Below are 14903 nucleotides of genomic sequence, written 5' to 3'. Positions count from 1 at the left end.
ATAAAAACGGTAATAGTGTATCACAAAACCAGTGGCGTCTTGTTTTAAACGCGTAAACGGAGTGTGGTACAACGAGTTTACGTTCCTTTACTTAGGCTGCTGAAAGGCAGCCTAAGCATTCGGTTTACGTATCGAATATGGGCGCAAATTTAACGAATATAGCGCATAGCAACATTACATCTTTCGTAGGCGCTTCCGTATTTATCCATAATGTCGGCGCAATGCGTAAATCCGTTTTTTTCGTATAAATGGATGGCGGCTTCGCAGTCTTTATTGGTCAATAAAAATAATGTATTGAAAGCAATAGAAGGTGCCTCAGTCAGCACATGCTGCAATAACCGCTCTCCTACCTTTAAGCCGCGAACGTTGGACGCAACCCCCATTTTGGTGAGTTCAAATACGCCATCAGACTTTTTCGCCAGGGCACATGTGCCAACTATGCCTAAGGTAGGGTGTTTAGCAAACCAAATGTACCCGCCTTTGTCGATAATAAATTCTTTAGGACGAGAAATAACATCTTCGTCAACAGGTTCAAGAACAAACATCGATGTGATCCATTCTCTATTTATAGAATTAAAATAGGGCGACAATTGTTCGCTAAAAGGCAAAAATTCGAGCGGTGTTGAATGTTCCATGAATGACAAACAGCTTGTTTTACAATAACGCTATGCTAGTGAAAAATAGTGGCAATGAATAGCGAAAAGCGCACCTTTATTACCCAAAATTCATATCAAACTTTTAGCTAACGACAACAGCGGTTTGGTTAAGACTAATTGCTGGGCTTATAAATTGGTATTTAGCCAATAACTAACTACTTTTATAATAGAATCCGCCTAAGAGACGTTAAACTTGGACGACAGCAAACGACTGAAAACCATTGATGCATTCATGCTAAATAGCGAACTTAATTTAGATCTTGATGATTTAATGACGCTGCTGGCTGAAGCATACAATGTACCTATCGTGTTACTTGGAATTGTAGGTAGGCATGAAGAAGTGATTAAGGCATGCCACGGTACAGATATTAAAACTATTCCAAGGGAGCATGCGTTTTGTAATCGGGTAGTCGACTCAGGCGAAGCATTAGTCGTATCTGATGCTAATGAGGATGAGCGCTTTGCCCGCAATCCCATTCTAATTAACGACAATAAAGTCGTCTTCTATGCGGGTACTCCTATTGATGTTGATGGTGAGACAATTGGTGCGGTGTGTTTAATTGACAACCAACCCAGAAAGATTGAGAACGAGAACCTTACTTTATTAAAAAGGATAGGCGCTTTAGTTAGTAAACACATTGCTTTGTCCCGAGAGCATGAGATGCTTAAACGCGAGCATGGGCTTATTGAAAAGTCGCCTATTGTGCTGGCTACATGGAATTTTGATAATTCTTTAAAGCTTGTATATATCTCTAAAAATGCCCGCGCCGTGTTAGGTGCAGAGGCGGCCGACCTGTTAAACGGGAATATCGAGCTAATTGATTTAATGTGCGATCAGTCTGATGCTGATTTCACGTTTGCGATGCAGGCACACATGGAAGGGGTAGAAAGCCATGTGTGCAGGCTGAAGGTGTCTGCTCCCACCCGCACCATATGGGTGAGTATGATTTCTACCGCCAGCTTTAACGACGATGGTAGTTTGGTTTCAGTACAGGCATTTTTATTCGACACTAGCGATCAGAAATATGTAGAGGACAAGCTAAACGAAACCAACCAGCGTATGCGCTTGCTGCTAGAAGCCTCGGAGTTAGGCACATGGGATTGGAACCTGAAAGCGAATGTTAATCAGGTAAACAAGCGTTGGTGCGAAATTGTTGGCATTGATTATGAGTATTACGACAGTAGCTACAGGTACACAAGACAGCTCATCCACCCCGCCGACCTGATGCAATTCGAACAGCATCTTGAAGACCACATAGCCGGAAAAAGCCAGGTTTTTAATACTTCATTTCGAATGCAACATGCCAATGGCAGTTGGGTTTGGGTTGAGTCTTACGGAAAAATAGTAGAGCGCGACACAAATGGAAAGCCCATCCGCATAGCGGGTATCCACCGCGACATTACACGAAGAATGGAAAGTGAGATTTTTGAGCGGAAAAAAACTCAGCTGCTGCAGTTTATCAACAAAACTCGCGCGTCATACTTGGAAAGCAATGATTTAACATTAGCGTGTCAGACAGTCCTGCCCGAGCTTATAGATTTATCTGATAGTCAGTTTGCTTTTATTGCACAAATGCAAGACCACGATACTGAGCCTAAGCTTTTTATACACGCTATTTCTGAAATTGTTTGGGACAGCGAAAGTTTTTCTCAATATTCGGAGTATAAAAACAGAAATCTATATTTCACTAGTTTCGACAACTTATTTGGGAAAGTTATTGTTTCAGGTGAGGTGATTATTGCTAATTCGCCCAAAAACCACCCTGCATCAAGAGGAACGCCAAAAGGTCATCCTCGAATAAACCGATTTCTAGGGCTACCGATTAAGATAAAAGATAGAGTTGTCGGTATGATAGGTTTAGCGAATAAGTTTGAGAGTTACAAACCCTCTGATGCCGAATTTTTCCAGCCATTTGTAGATGCCTTAGCTGGCCTTTTCTATGCCGTTGATTTAGAGCGAGCGAGAGCTGATGCTGAAGAAAGACTGCGCAAGCTGGCAATGACAGACCCCCTTACGGGGCTTCTCAACAGGCGCTCTTTTTTAGATGAGTGCAATAGAATTGCTCAAACACACAAGCAGACTGCTGTGGCGATAGTGGATATAGATTACTTCAAAAGTATTAACGATACCTACGGACATGATGCCGGCGATTACGCCTTAAAAGAGATCGCAAACATTAATCAATCCATCTGCAACGAGCATGGTGTTGTGGCAAGGTTAGGCGGTGAAGAGTTCGCTATTGTACTGGTAGACAAAACCCCAAACGAGGCAGACCAGATTTTTGAAAGCCTGCGGGAGACAATTAATTCAACGCAGTTTAACTATAAAACGGATCGTATAAGTCTAACTATTAGTATTGGTGTGAGTTACACGATGGATTCTTTCGAGGTTGATTTTAGTGCTTACCTATCTGTTGCAGATCAGGCACTTTATGAAGCTAAGTCCATTGGGCGTAATCGGGTATGCTGGCAACCTGGAATACGTTAAATAGTCGGTATTAAATCCGATTTTTTGTCTGTAGCGCCCGTCAGCGCTTGTTATTTGAATTTAGGTGTATATACTTACAGGAACTGTATGGACAGACAGGTCTTTTATGCGCCCACTCACAGCTCGACAAACAGAAGTTTTAGAACTTATTAAATCTAATATGCAAGCAACGGGAATGCCACCCACGCGTGCAGAAATAGCCCGTCACTTAGGTTTTAAATCGGCAAATGCCGCTGAAGAACATTTAAAGGCCCTTGCGCGTAAAGGCGTGATTGAAATTCTTCCCGGTACATCTCGTGGTATCAAGTTAACCATTCCGCTAGAAGATGAAATAGCCGAAGAAGAAGGTTTACCGCTTATTGGGCGAGTTGCTGCCGGTGAACCAATTCTTGCTCAAGAGCATGTAGAGTCTCATTACAAAGTTGATCCTGCTCTGTTCCAGCCTCACGCTGACTTTCTATTGCGTGTAAACGGCATGAGTATGAAAAATATCGGCATACTGGACGGCGATTTACTAGCCGTCCATCGCACCACCGACGTGCACAATGGTCAGGTTGTTGTGGCCAGAGTCGATGAAGATGTAACGGTAAAACGTTTGGAAAAGCGTGGCCGAGAAGTGCTACTTCACGCTGAAAATGAAGAGTTTTCGCCCATTAAAGTTGATTTAGCAAACGAACCTTTCGCGATTGAAGGTATTGCTGTAGGCGTTATTAGAAACGCTGACTGGATGTAGCCTTTTACCTTACTGTATTAAAAGCGGCATGATAGCCGCTTTTTTTAGCACTTAAGTCTAATAATCTCCCCTATTTCTCCTGTATAAGCTACAACTTTCAGTACTTATAAATATCATTGATATACCATTTTAGGCGTAAATCTTTAAGCGCCATTTAAGATGGTTTTGCGGTGATTTCGAGAGTGTTGCTAAACGAGTTCTGCTCAAAATTTATTCAATATTTGCCGCTTAGCGTTTGATTTTAAGAAATTAAATGGCAATAACCTGCACAACCAATCACCCCAAAATTCTACTCCCTATAACTCTGTTATCCCCCATCTGTGGCACTTTGCTTACTATTTGAGTAACGACCACGAAATTCTGCTTAGATTAAATTTTGACCTCTTCATTAAAATTTTAACAGAAAAGACTAGACGGAACGCTATTATTGCGCAATTCTTATACAAGCTTTAACAAAATAATAACAATGACTTTGAATTCAATTTACAAATTGATGTATTGAGTTAATCGTTCACAAACCACTTGGTAGAGACTGCGCAAAATAACATTTGGCGTTAATGGCTCTGCCATTACGGAGGTGCTGAGTGAAATCACTAAAGATCGCAATGTCAAAATGGTGTGTAAGCGTTCCATTTTTGTTCTTTTCTCAATTCCTTTTCGCGCAAGAGGCCGCAGAAGAATTATCTTCGCTTAATCTTCGCCGCGGTGCTACTGACATAAGTGGCCAAGTATACGACCTGCATATGCTCATGTTCTTTATATGTGTAGCTATTGCCGTGGTGGTGTTTGGAGTTATGTTTGCCTCTATGTATTTACATAGAAAGTCACGAGGCGCCAAGCCAGCAAACTTCCATGAAAATGTAAAAGTAGAAATTGCATGGACGGTGGTTCCATTCCTCATCCTTATTTTTATGGCCGTACCCGCTGCCAATACGCTTATTGCCATGGAAGATACCTCTGAAGCTGACATGACCGTTCTAGTGACAGGATCTCAATGGAAGTGGCATTACAAGTACATGGACAGTGACGTTGAATACTATTCTTTGCTTGCTACTCAGCGTGAGCAAATTCAAAACAAATTTACGAAGACCGACAATTACTTATTAGAGGTAGATCGTCCTTTAGTAATTCCCACCGGGCAAAAGGTGCGATTTTTGATCACATCGGACGACGTTATTCACTCTTGGTGGGTACCCGACTTTGCGGTGAAGAAAGATGCTAATCCAGGCTTTATTAATGAAGCATGGGCAAAAGTTAACGAGCCAGGCGTTTACAGAGGCCAATGTGCGGAATTGTGCGGTAAAGACCACGGTTATATGCCGGTAGTGGTTATCGCAAAGGAACCAGCGGAGTTCGACGCGTGGATGGGTGAGCAGGAAGATCGTGCACGCAAAGCGAAAGAAGAAGAACAGCGCTTACTATCGATGAATATGACAATGGATGAACTCATGACAGAAGGTGAGCGAGTTTACAACGCCACATGCGCAGCGTGTCATATGCCAAATGGTGAAGGTCTGCCGGGCGTTTTCCCAGCGCTTAAAGGCAGCAAAATGGCACTGGAAGATCAAACTGGGCACATTGAAATTGTGCTTCACGGCAAGGCCGGAACGGCGATGCAGTCGTTTAGCAAGATGTTGAGCCTTAAAGAAATTGCAGCGGTTGTTACCTACGAGCGAAATGCGTGGGGCAATAACACCGGTGACATGGTTCAGGCTAAAGATGTCAACGCTTTAGCAACTGGAAACTAGGAGCGAATGATGAGTAAAGCAACTGAAGTAATTTCGCCAGATACCTCTGTGCATCACGATGACCACGATCATCATGACCATATACCGAAGGGAATTACGCGCTGGCTGTTCACTACGAATCACAAAGATATAGGTACATTGTATTTATGGTTCGCTTTCATCATGTTTTTGGTGGGCGGTGCTATGGCAATGGTTATTCGAGCTGAGCTGTTTCAGCCAGGGTTACAAATTGTCGAGCCAAACTTTTTTAACCAGATGACAACGGTTCACGGGTTGATTATGGTGTTTGGTGCCGTAATGCCTGCGTTTACCGGGCTGGCAAACTGGTTAATTCCAATGATGATTGGGGCACCAGATATGGCGCTTCCCAGAATGAACAACTGGAGCTTTTGGATTTTACCAGGCGCCTTTTTAATTCTACTTAGTTCCTTGTTTATGGAAGGTGGCGGTCCGGCGTTTGGTTGGACTTTCTACGCCCCGCTATCAACAACGTATAGCGGCGACTCTACAGCACTGTTCGTCTTCTCTGTTCATATTATGGGTATTTCCTCAATCATGGGGGCGATAAACGTTATCGTAACTATCTTTAACATGCGTGCGCCTGGTATGACATGGATGAAAATGCCGCTGTTTGTATGGACTTGGCTAATTACCGCGTTCTTGCTTATTGCAGTTATGCCTGTGTTAGCAGGTGCAGTCACTATGGTACTGACCGACAAATTCTTTGGCACAAGCTTCTTTGATGCAGCTGGTGGTGGCGACCCCGTTATGTTCCAGCATATCTTCTGGTTCTTCGGACACCCTGAGGTTTACATTATGATATTGCCAGCGTTTGGTATTATCTCTCAAATAGTCCCTACGTTCTCCCGCAAGCCGCTATTTGGTTATGCCTCAATGGTGTATGCAACAGCGTCTATAGCATTGCTGTCATTTGTTGTTTGGGCTCACCATATGTTTACCACAGGTATGCCGGTTTACATGGAGATGTTCTTTATGTTTGCCACCATGCTCATTTCCGTTCCCACCGGGGTGAAGGTATTTAACTGGGTAGCCACCATGTGGCGAGGGTCGCTTACCTTTGAAATGCCAATGATGTTCGCTATTGCGTTTATCGTGCTATTCACTATTGGCGGGCTATCGGGACTCATGCTGGCAATAACACCGGTTGATTTCCAATATCATGATACCTACTTCGTGGTGGCTCATTTCCACTATGTACTGGTTACTGGTGCTGTCTTCTCCATTATGGCGGCTGTTTACTACTGGCTGCCTAAATGGACGGGCAAAATGTACGATACCACACTGGCGAAGTGGCACTACTGGTGCTCTCTTGTTTCAGTAAATGTACTGTTCTTCCCTATGCACTTTGTTGGTTTGGCGGGGATGCCTCGTCGTATTCCAGACTACGCACTTCAATTTGCAGACTTCAATAAATGGATAAGTCTAGGTGGCTTCGCCTTTGGGTTGTCTCAACTTATTTTCTTAGCGCTATTAATTAAAGCGTGCAAAAAACAAGGCGAGCCAGTATCGGCAAAGGTATGGGATGGAGCTGAAGGGCTAGAGTGGGAAATTCCTTCTCCTGCGCCTTATCACACATTCGAGACGCCACCAGTAGTTAAATAATGTTTCGAACTTAGACTGAGACGGGGCTATTAGTACTGGCCCCCTGCAGACTAAGAAATAGAATTCCAAGCGGAGGCACAGTGTATGACACAAGCAAGTGCAAACAATAAGATGGTGGTCAAATTAGTGGCCATTGTTATTGGTATGTTTGGATTCGGTTTTGCGTTAGTGCCGCTTTACGATGTCTTTTGCGACATTGCTGGCATAAATGGCAAGACAGAGGGGACTGCAGCGGTTTATCAATCTATCGATATTGATGAAAGCAGAGAGGTTACCGTTGAATTTATTACTCGCACTAATACCGGAATGCCGTGGGAGTTTCGAGCAGAAACCAAACGCATAAAAGTACACCCTGGTGAGTTGAACACAGTGTCGTTTTATGTTCGAAATCCGGCATCGAGCAATATTATCGCACAAGCTATACCGTCGGTTTCGCCGGGCACTGCAGCCATATACCTCAATAAAACCGAATGTTTCTGCTTTAATCAACAGCCGTTGCAGGCGGGGGCAGAAGCCTACATGCCTATGCAGTTTTATGTAGACCCACAGCTACCTGAAGATATTACGTTTTTTACATTGCAGTACACACTCTATGACGTCACCGCGAGAGCGAGTGATCTAACAACTAAACCGAATCCTTTTATGGATCCGTCGTTACAAAGCGGCGAATAGTCTGTTTGGGATAAGGAGAAAATGATGCAGCAAGAATATCAAAAATATTATGTACCCGCGCAAAGTCCGTGGCCCATTGTGGGGGCGGTCGCTCTGTTTTTAATCGCAGTAGGTGCCGGCAATTTTGTGGTTGAGGCAACGAAGGGCGAAAGTGGTTATGGCAGCTATGTGCTGCTAGCAGGGATCGTTGTTTTATTAGTCATGCTAATAGGATGGTTTAAAAACCAAATAGATGAGTCTATGTCTGGACTGTACAGCGACCAGTTAGGACGCTCTTACAGACAGGGCATGAGTTGGTTTATCTTTTCTGAAGTGATGTTTTTCGGAGCCTTCTTTGGCGCACTCTACTACGCGAGATTTATCGCTGTTCCATGGTTGGGCGGAGATTCAAATAATGCGATGACAAACGAAGTGCTTTGGCCAGGGTTCGAGGCCATGTGGCCACTGGTGAACACCCCAGGCGGTATTACCACACAAGAAATGAGTCCAGGTGGATTGCCCACTATTAATACAATTATTTTACTTGTCTCCTCAGTGACGCTGCATTTCGCACATGTTGGTCTGGAGCAAAATAAGCGCAAACAGCTCACTCTTATGTTAGGTGCGACTATCTTACTTGGCTGTGGATTCTTGTTTTTGCAGGTTGAAGAGTACATCCATGCATACCGCGATTTGGGCTTAACTCTGCAATCGGGCATTTACGGTAATACTTTCTTTATGCTGACAGGGTTTCACGGCATGCACGTTACCTTGGGCACTATCATTCTAATTGTGATGTTTTTCAGGGTGTTGAAAGGCCACTTCACGCCAAAAGAGCACTTTGCCTTCCAGGCAGGAAGCTGGTACTGGCACTTCGTTGATGTGGTGTGGGTAATGTTGTTTATTTTCGTCTACGTGTTGTAGCGCAGCTAGTCGCTAAGCCCTAATAAGGCCTAGGGTTTGGCGAAATTAACCCAGTTCCAATGGCTATCAATATAAGTACAACGATGATGACAGAGGTAAGTACCCTTCGGCCGATATATTTGCTCATAGGCCCATCTTTAGGATCGTTTTTCATCATCACACGCATGGCCATAAAAAGATTAACAATCATAAATAACACCAGGGCGACAAGGATTACTTTTATTAACATAACCATCTCTTCTTTTTTTATTTGTTTTGGTTGGAGCTGTTAAGTATGTCACAACGTTTTCAGTTTTTATTTCCTTGGCTAGTCACCGCAGTGAGTGTGGCGGCGATGTGTGGCCTGGGTTTTTGGCAACTGGAGCGTATGGTCGAAAAACAGCAGCGTTTAGCAAGCATAGCGCAAAAGCAAAGCAATGAAAGCCTTAGCTTAACCGATGCGCTGATGGAAGAAGATCCCAGAGATATTGCAATCAGCTTTGTGGGTACACCGGATGGCGAGCGCGCTTTATTGCTTGATAATCAAATCCATGAACAAAAAGTTGGCTTTGATGTATTTGCGCCTGTGTTGACTAATGCAGGCTGGATTTTAGTTAACTATGGCTGGATACCGGCGCCAGACTTAACGCGAACAATACCCCAGGTTAACCTATCAAGTGCGACACGCCAATTTGACGGCATTGTGACCGTTCCTGGAGACAACCCCCTTGTTACTGAGACTAATGTCAGCCTTCCCAGTTTTCCTGCCCTTGTCCAACAGATAGCGTTCAAATCGTTAAGTGAAAGTTTAAATGTTGCACTTTTACCTTATGTTGTTGAGCTCACCTCAAAAGACCCGGCTTTTGTTCGCGATTATAAGCCGGTTGTTATGCCGCCAGAAAAACACCTTGGTTACGCAGTGCAATGGTTTGGTTTAGCCATCGCTGCGGCAGCCATAGGTGGCTTCGCAATCAGTAAAAAAGGACGTATTCATGAGTAATACTACTTCCAAAAAAACACTAATTATTATGGTCGCCGTTTTTGTTCTTCCGGTGGTGTTAGCGAAAATTGCGCTAGAAAACGATTGGTTCAACAAAGCGTCTACAAATAAAGGCGCATTGCTTCAGCCAACCCTTGATTTAAGCACCATGCTAAAAGAAAGCTCACCAACTTGGCGTCTTCTTTATATTTTGCCTGAACAGTGCGACCTGCGTTGTGCAAACGCTCTGTTTAGTATTAATCAGGTGTGGCTGGCGTTAGGGAAAGAGTCTGATCGCGCTCAAGCGCTGGTATTAACCACGCCAAATAGCGACAAAACTGCACTCGCGTCATTAGCCGATTACCCTAATGTCGCTACGTTGTCGGTAGATGACACGGGGCCGTTAGCTTTTCAAAGCGTTTATGTTGTCGACACGCTAAATAACGCCATGCTTTTTTATCAGATCAGTGAAGATAAAGAAGAGGCGGTGATGGAGAGTCGTAACATGCTCGCTGATATCAAAAAATTGCTTAAATTATCGCGTATAGGGTGATAGCCATGAAAAAACTCACGCTGTTTAGTCTTTTTTTAGCTGCCTTTGTTATTGTCCTTGGGGCCTATACACGCCTTACAGATGCTGGGCTTGGCTGCCCAGACTGGCCCGGCTGTTATGGCAATTTAACCGTGCCGCTTGGCGATGAAAAAGTGAGTGCGGCAAATGCGGCCTACCCAGAACGCCCAGTTGAAGCGTTCAAAGCATGGAACGAAATGATTCACCGTTATTTCGCAGGTACATTAGGATTATGCATAGCAGCCATCGCGTTCATTGCCATCAGACAGCGTAAACAGGGCACACCGCTAAAACTACCGCTTATGTTATTGGGGCTAGTCACCTTTCAAGCTGCGTTAGGCATGTGGACCGTGACGCTGAATTTATTACCTGTGGTGGTGATGGGGCATCTGCTTGGTGGTTTCAGTGTGCTTTCTTGCCTATTTATTTTGTACCTGAGGTTACGTGAGGCTGAATTCACTCAACATCCGAATACTAACCATCAAGCCAGCGCTGTCCATCAAACAAGTAGTGATGGTAAATCTGCCAGTGGTTTTAAGGTATTTGCTTCTATTGGTGTTGGCGTTCTTGTAATACAAATAGCGTTGGGCGGATGGACTTCTGCCAACTACGCGGCACTTGCCTGCACAGATATGCCAATTTGCGAAGAGGGATGGCAAAGCCGACTCGATTTCGCAGGTGCATTTAGTGTTCCCGATGCAGATAACTACGAGTTTGGTGCTCATGACTATGGCGAGCGAGCCACCATGCATATTGTTCATCGCGCTGGAGCGCTCATTACCTTCGTATATCTCATGGCTTTGGGAGTTGCCATGTTATTTAGTCGCTCCTCGAAAGGCAGCAGCTTAGCTAGCATTTCGCCCTCTCAAAAAAGATTAAGCAAGATAATGATTGGTTGCCTTTTTGCTCAGGTAGCGTTGGGCATTAGTAACGTGGTGTTCGCGCTACCTCTTGCTGTGGCTGTGCTCCACAACGCAGTCGCTGCCATTTTACTTCTTTCGCTATTGGGCATCGTGTTTTCTCTTTACAGCCCGCGCACTGAGTTATTTTCTCGCTCTGCATCTGTTTATGCTGCATCAGATAATGCAGCTTCGTCGTCTCACCCATTGCCACAGGCCTTATCTAAGGCTACAGGAGGTCTTCATGGCTAAATCAGCCTCTCTTCAATCTCGCGCGGCGCGCTCGCATAACACTGTTTCATGGAAAGATTATTATGAAATGACAAAGCCGAATGTGGTTATGTTGCTTCTTTTAACCGCATTGGTGGGCATGTGTTTAGCAACGCCTAATTGGGTAAATGCTATGACGCTTATTAGCGGCCTTATAGGTATTGGCATGCTGTCGGCTTCAGCGGCGGTAATTAATCATGTTGTCGACCATAAAATAGATAGCGTTATGGCCCGCACTTTTAACCGGCCCGTGGCAAAGGGCAAAGTAAGTATAAATAACGCCCTGTGGTTTGCCGGTATATTAGGCGTAGTTGGCTTCGCCGTGTTGGCAGTTTTTGTCAATATGCTTACTGCATGGCTAACATTCGCCAGTCTTGTAGGTTATGCGTTTGTCTATACCATGTATCTAAAGCGAGCAACGCCGCAGAATATTGTCATTGGTGGCCTTGCTGGGGCAGCGCCTCCGTTACTAGGGTGGACAGCGGTAACAGGTGAAATACACGCCCATGCGCTGCTACTCGTTCTTATTATCTTTACGTGGACACCGCCTCATTTTTGGGCGCTGGCCATTCACCGAGAGAAAGACTACGCAAAAGCGAAAGTTCCCATGCTGCCTGTTACTCACGGCGTATCATTCACTAAAACATCGGTGCTGGCTTACACGGTATTGCTCGGCCTAGTTTGCTTGTTACCCTATTTAACTGGCATGAGCGACATGATCTATTTAGTCGGTTCGAGCGCGTTAAACATTGGCTTTTTGCTGTACGCTTTAAAATTAAAGTTCGCAGCAGACGAGCAAACGGCGATGAAAACTTTTAGGTTCTCTATTATTCATCTCATGGTATTGTTTGTGGTATTGCTACTCGATCATTACATACCAGTGAGTTTATGAATCAGAAGTTTTTTGTAGGAGTTGTTGCGTTTGTTGCTCTAATTGGTGGTGTTATCGGTGCGCTTTACATAGCGCCACCGAGCACAGACAGTAGCAACACTCCAGCCTATTTCCAAGAGTACCCGCAACCTCGAGCTATTGCCCCTTTTACACTTTCACACCACAGCGGCAAAGAGTTCACTGAGGCATCGCTTAAAGAACAATGGAGCTTGGTGTTTGTAGGTTATACCTTCTGCCCCGATATATGCCCAACCACCATGGCCGAATTAAATGGTATTTATCCACAGCTGCAGCAAATCGACAGTGTTTATCCTATACGCGTCGTGTTTGTGTCAATCGACCCTAAAAGAGACACTTTAAATAGACTTTCTGAATATGTGAGCTATTTTAATAAAGAGTTCATTGCGGTCACAGGTGAGCATAAATCGCTTTTTCCGTTTGTCAGAAACCTTGGCATGATGTACGCCATCGCTGACAGCACAGACAATCCGAATTACCTCGTAGACCACAGCGCATCAGTAGTGCTTATCGACCCTGAAGGGCGAGTAGTGGGAAGATTCAAACCAACGAGACAACCAGGAAAACTGTCGATAAGCGATCCTCAGCAGATTCTGGCAGACATGCCAATTATTATTGCGAAGTAGTTATATGGAAATAAATATCAGGCCGGGCGTGGCATCTGACGCCGCTTTCGCAGCGCCGCTCATTTTAAGCGCTGCCGAATCATTACTCACTGCTATTTTTGGGCATGACAAAAATAAGACGGCCATGGGCTACCTGACTCACTCATGGGAGCTGGGTGGAGGTCAATACGGTTTCAAAAATCATTGGGTGGCTGAAAAAGATAACACAGTGCTAGGCTTAGTCACCGCTTGGCACAGCAAATTGGGCGCGGCATTTGATAGGGCTACGTTGGACAGTATAACGTCTTACTTCACTCTTGATGAAGCCATTCAGGTGGTAATGCGAAATCAAACGGTAGCTGTTAATTTAACACCGCCTGGTAACACCGAGTTAATGATTGGTCATTTGGCCGTTGCAACAGAGGGACAGCGACAAGGTGTTGGTCGTAAGCTTGTTCAGACAATGTTTGAGCAGGCCAAAGTCCTTAAAAAACGACATTTAGTATTAGACGTTGAAGTTTCTAATATTGCTGCCATTCGTTTTTATCAATCTCAGGGTTTTATTGAGGACTCTGTAAATAAAGGTTTTATTCGTTTCTCTCGCGAAGCGCTGTAAACGTATTACCTTTGATTAATGGCCTTATATTAAGGCCATTACATCTTTCTGCTTACTGTTATCCAATATTCTTATTTCATTTCCATTGCCCCAATAGCAAACCTTTTCGTTGAGAAAAGGTCATTAACATTTAATCGGGATATTTACCCTCACTATTGGCGAGGAAAAATGGCACAGAATACCAATAAAAGCGTCCTGCCATAGATTCAGATGGAGCAGTACAGTTAACCCTAGAACGGCCAACGGGCAATTCACCCTCAATAGAGAAGCTTATTTTTTGATTGTTAACCTCAGTATTAATACTGCTTCCTGCATAAAAGCAATTTACCTGTGATAGGCGCACATCACCTTTTGATACTGTTAGTGTAATTGGCGCGTTAAGCACGTTGTCTTTCAAGCGGGGCTCAGGCATAGAGGTGTGGGTGACGGGCATTGCTAAACTGTTGAGCTTTGTCTTTAGTGTGTCGAGTTTTGCATAAGGCCCTGCAGCGGGGAAACGCGGTAATGCGAACAAATTACTGGTTGGGCCTACAGCGCCAGAATGCTGTCCAAAACCAACATATCCGTGCTCTTCTAATTTAGATGCCAGAGCTAAATTAAATTCACCGAAAGGGTAGGCAAGGTATTTAAGACTTACGCCAAGTTGCTCTTCTATTTTCTGTTCAGCGGCTTCTACATTTCGCCATACTTTTTCAAGCCATTCGTCGTCGGTGAATTCGTTATTAAGCATGTGCAGGTGGTCTAAAGTGTGGTTGGCAAACAGCACACCGTCTTCGTGCATCGTGCTTACCTGCTCCCATGAGAGTTGTTTAGGCCCTACGCCAATTTCATTGGGGTTGATAAATATTGTGTAGGAAAACCCATACTCAGAAAGAATTGGGTGCGCATTGTGCAAAATATTGGCGTACCCGTCGTCAAAGGTAATGGCAACGGCATTGTCGGGAAGTGGAAGGTTTTCAGAGATTGCTTTAACCACATCTGAAAGCGGAACAACGGTATGGTTTTTTGCAATATACTGCATATGAGAACGAAAAGTATCTGGGCTCACACTTGTGCTTGGCGGTGTGTCATTTGAAACATGGTGATAAAGCAAAATGGCTGCATTTGTGGTGTCTTTTGACGCAGCAACGCTGTGTAGCGAAACCAACATAAATGCCACACAAGCAGTTAAATGAGCAAGGAGTTTGTTTACGAACTTACTCTCTCTATTCATCGTTATTAGCATGTTACACTTCTCCCTAGTTATTCTAC

15 protein-coding genes are annotated in these 14903 nt (G+C 44.3%); 12 read left to right on the top strand and 3 right to left on the bottom strand.

Annotated elements, in window-relative coordinates:
- Positions 1 to 149 precede the first annotated feature (149 nt).
- Positions 150 to 545: a GNAT family N-acetyltransferase gene (locus GTW09_RS07420; protein ID WP_163111446.1), complete on the bottom strand. Its 396-nt coding sequence runs from the start codon at positions 543 to 545 to the stop codon at positions 150 to 152.
- Between the two features lie 304 nt (positions 546 to 849).
- Between GTW09_RS07420 and GTW09_RS07415 the strand changes: the two genes are divergently transcribed.
- The 6 genes from GTW09_RS07415 to GTW09_RS07390 all read left to right on the top strand — a co-directional run bounded on the left by GTW09_RS07415 (position 850) and on the right by GTW09_RS07390 (position 8823).
- A complete protein-coding gene (locus GTW09_RS07415) occupies positions 850 to 3144 on the top strand; it encodes a sensor domain-containing diguanylate cyclase (RefSeq protein WP_163111280.1) in 2295 nt (764 codons plus the stop codon).
- A 106-nt stretch (positions 3145 to 3250) separates the two neighbouring features.
- Entirely contained in the window at positions 3251 to 3877 is a 627-nt protein-coding gene (lexA, locus tag GTW09_RS07410) for a transcriptional repressor LexA (RefSeq protein WP_163111278.1), read from the top strand.
- A gap of 605 nt (positions 3878 to 4482) precedes the next feature.
- Positions 4483 to 5625 (top strand): cytochrome c oxidase subunit II, encoded by a 1143-nt coding sequence (gene coxB, locus GTW09_RS07405; protein WP_163111444.1) that lies wholly within the window; start codon positions 4483 to 4485, stop codon positions 5623 to 5625.
- 9 nt (positions 5626 to 5634) lie between these two features.
- Complete coding sequence (ctaD, locus tag GTW09_RS07400) at positions 5635 to 7248, top strand: cytochrome c oxidase subunit I (RefSeq protein ID WP_163111276.1); 1614 nt, start codon at positions 5635 to 5637, stop codon at positions 7246 to 7248.
- Positions 7249 to 7332: 84 nt separating this feature from the next.
- Positions 7333 to 7920 carry a cytochrome c oxidase assembly protein gene (locus GTW09_RS07395; RefSeq protein ID WP_071981008.1) on the top strand — a complete coding sequence of 196 codons (588 nt, stop codon included), beginning with the start codon at positions 7333 to 7335 and terminating at the stop codon, positions 7918 to 7920.
- A 21-nt stretch (positions 7921 to 7941) separates the two neighbouring features.
- The gene (locus tag GTW09_RS07390; protein WP_071981007.1) at positions 7942 to 8823 is read left to right on the top strand and encodes a cytochrome c oxidase subunit 3; all 882 of its coding nucleotides are present in this window, start codon (positions 7942 to 7944) and stop codon (positions 8821 to 8823) included.
- A gap of 19 nt (positions 8824 to 8842) precedes the next feature.
- On the opposite strand, the gene GTW09_RS07385 is transcribed toward GTW09_RS07390, so the two are convergent.
- Complete coding sequence (locus GTW09_RS07385) at positions 8843 to 9052, bottom strand: DUF2909 domain-containing protein (RefSeq protein ID WP_071981006.1); 210 nt, start codon at positions 9050 to 9052, stop codon at positions 8843 to 8845.
- A 45-nt stretch (positions 9053 to 9097) separates the two neighbouring features.
- Here GTW09_RS07385 and GTW09_RS07380 point away from each other — a divergent pair, with 45 nt between their 5' ends.
- From GTW09_RS07380 to GTW09_RS07355, 6 genes are read left to right on the top strand one after another with little or no spacing between them, the layout of a single operon-like run.
- Positions 9098 to 9802: an SURF1 family protein gene (locus GTW09_RS07380; RefSeq protein WP_163111274.1), complete on the top strand. Its 705-nt coding sequence runs from the start codon at positions 9098 to 9100 to the stop codon at positions 9800 to 9802.
- Positions 9795 to 10334, top strand: a complete 540-nt coding sequence (locus tag GTW09_RS07375) for a hypothetical protein (RefSeq protein ID WP_163111272.1) — start codon at positions 9795 to 9797, stop codon at positions 10332 to 10334. Before GTW09_RS07380 ends, GTW09_RS07375 begins: the two co-directional genes overlap by 8 nt.
- Positions 10335 to 10339: 5 nt before the next feature.
- Positions 10340 to 11503, top strand: a complete 1164-nt coding sequence (locus GTW09_RS07370; RefSeq protein ID WP_163111270.1) for a COX15/CtaA family protein — start codon at positions 10340 to 10342, stop codon at positions 11501 to 11503.
- Entirely contained in the window at positions 11496 to 12413 is a 918-nt protein-coding gene (gene cyoE / locus GTW09_RS07365) for a heme o synthase (protein WP_163111268.1), read from the top strand. Before GTW09_RS07370 ends, cyoE begins: the two co-directional genes overlap by 8 nt.
- Positions 12410 to 13057 carry an SCO family protein gene (locus GTW09_RS07360; protein WP_163111266.1) on the top strand — a complete coding sequence of 216 codons (648 nt, stop codon included), beginning with the start codon at positions 12410 to 12412 and terminating at the stop codon, positions 13055 to 13057. Before cyoE ends, GTW09_RS07360 begins: the two co-directional genes overlap by 4 nt.
- Before the next feature lie 4 nt (positions 13058 to 13061).
- Complete coding sequence (locus GTW09_RS07355) at positions 13062 to 13652, top strand: GNAT family N-acetyltransferase (RefSeq protein ID WP_163111264.1); 591 nt, start codon at positions 13062 to 13064, stop codon at positions 13650 to 13652.
- A 130-nt stretch (positions 13653 to 13782) separates the two neighbouring features.
- Here GTW09_RS07355 and GTW09_RS07350 read toward each other — a convergent pair whose 3' ends face one another.
- A complete protein-coding gene (locus tag GTW09_RS07350; protein WP_163111262.1) occupies positions 13783 to 14877 on the bottom strand; it encodes a polysaccharide deacetylase family protein in 1095 nt (364 codons plus the stop codon).
- Positions 14878 to 14903: the final 26 nt, after the last annotated feature.

Origin of the sequence: Alteromonas hispanica, from assembly GCF_010500915.1 — a bacterium.
Taxonomy (GTDB): domain Bacteria; phylum Pseudomonadota; class Gammaproteobacteria; order Enterobacterales; family Alteromonadaceae; genus Alteromonas; species Alteromonas hispanica.
The sequence above is the reverse complement of the archived record's forward strand: the minus strand, read 5'-3'. Positions and strand labels throughout refer to the sequence as shown.

Bases quoted from the DNA above. Each gene is read 5' to 3' on its own strand.
- GTW09_RS07420 (WP_163111446.1), bottom strand. From the start codon at position 545: ATGTTTGTTCTTGAACCTGTTGACGAAGATGTTATTTCTCGTCCTAAA.
- lexA (WP_163111278.1), top strand. From the start codon at position 3,251: ATGCGCCCACTCACAGCTCGACAAACAGAAGTTTTAGAACTTATTAAA.
- coxB (WP_163111444.1), top strand. From the start codon at position 4,483: ATGTCAAAATGGTGTGTAAGCGTTCCATTTTTGTTCTTTTCTCAATTC.
- ctaD (WP_163111276.1), top strand. From the start codon at position 5,635: ATGAGTAAAGCAACTGAAGTAATTTCGCCAGATACCTCTGTGCATCAC.
- GTW09_RS07395 (WP_071981008.1), top strand. From the start codon at position 7,333: ATGACACAAGCAAGTGCAAACAATAAGATGGTGGTCAAATTAGTGGCC.
- GTW09_RS07390 (WP_071981007.1), top strand. From the start codon at position 7,942: ATGATGCAGCAAGAATATCAAAAATATTATGTACCCGCGCAAAGTCCG.
- GTW09_RS07385 (WP_071981006.1), bottom strand. From the start codon at position 9,052: ATGTTAATAAAAGTAATCCTTGTCGCCCTGGTGTTATTTATGATTGTT.
- GTW09_RS07380 (WP_163111274.1), top strand. From the start codon at position 9,098: ATGTCACAACGTTTTCAGTTTTTATTTCCTTGGCTAGTCACCGCAGTG.
- GTW09_RS07375 (WP_163111272.1), top strand. From the start codon at position 9,795: ATGAGTAATACTACTTCCAAAAAAACACTAATTATTATGGTCGCCGTT.
- GTW09_RS07370 (WP_163111270.1), top strand. From the start codon at position 10,340: ATGAAAAAACTCACGCTGTTTAGTCTTTTTTTAGCTGCCTTTGTTATT.
- cyoE (WP_163111268.1), top strand. From the start codon at position 11,496: ATGGCTAAATCAGCCTCTCTTCAATCTCGCGCGGCGCGCTCGCATAAC.
- GTW09_RS07360 (WP_163111266.1), top strand. From the start codon at position 12,410: ATGAATCAGAAGTTTTTTGTAGGAGTTGTTGCGTTTGTTGCTCTAATT.
- GTW09_RS07355 (WP_163111264.1), top strand. From the start codon at position 13,062: ATGGAAATAAATATCAGGCCGGGCGTGGCATCTGACGCCGCTTTCGCA.
- GTW09_RS07350 (WP_163111262.1), bottom strand. From the start codon at position 14,877: ATGCTAATAACGATGAATAGAGAGAGTAAGTTCGTAAACAAACTCCTT.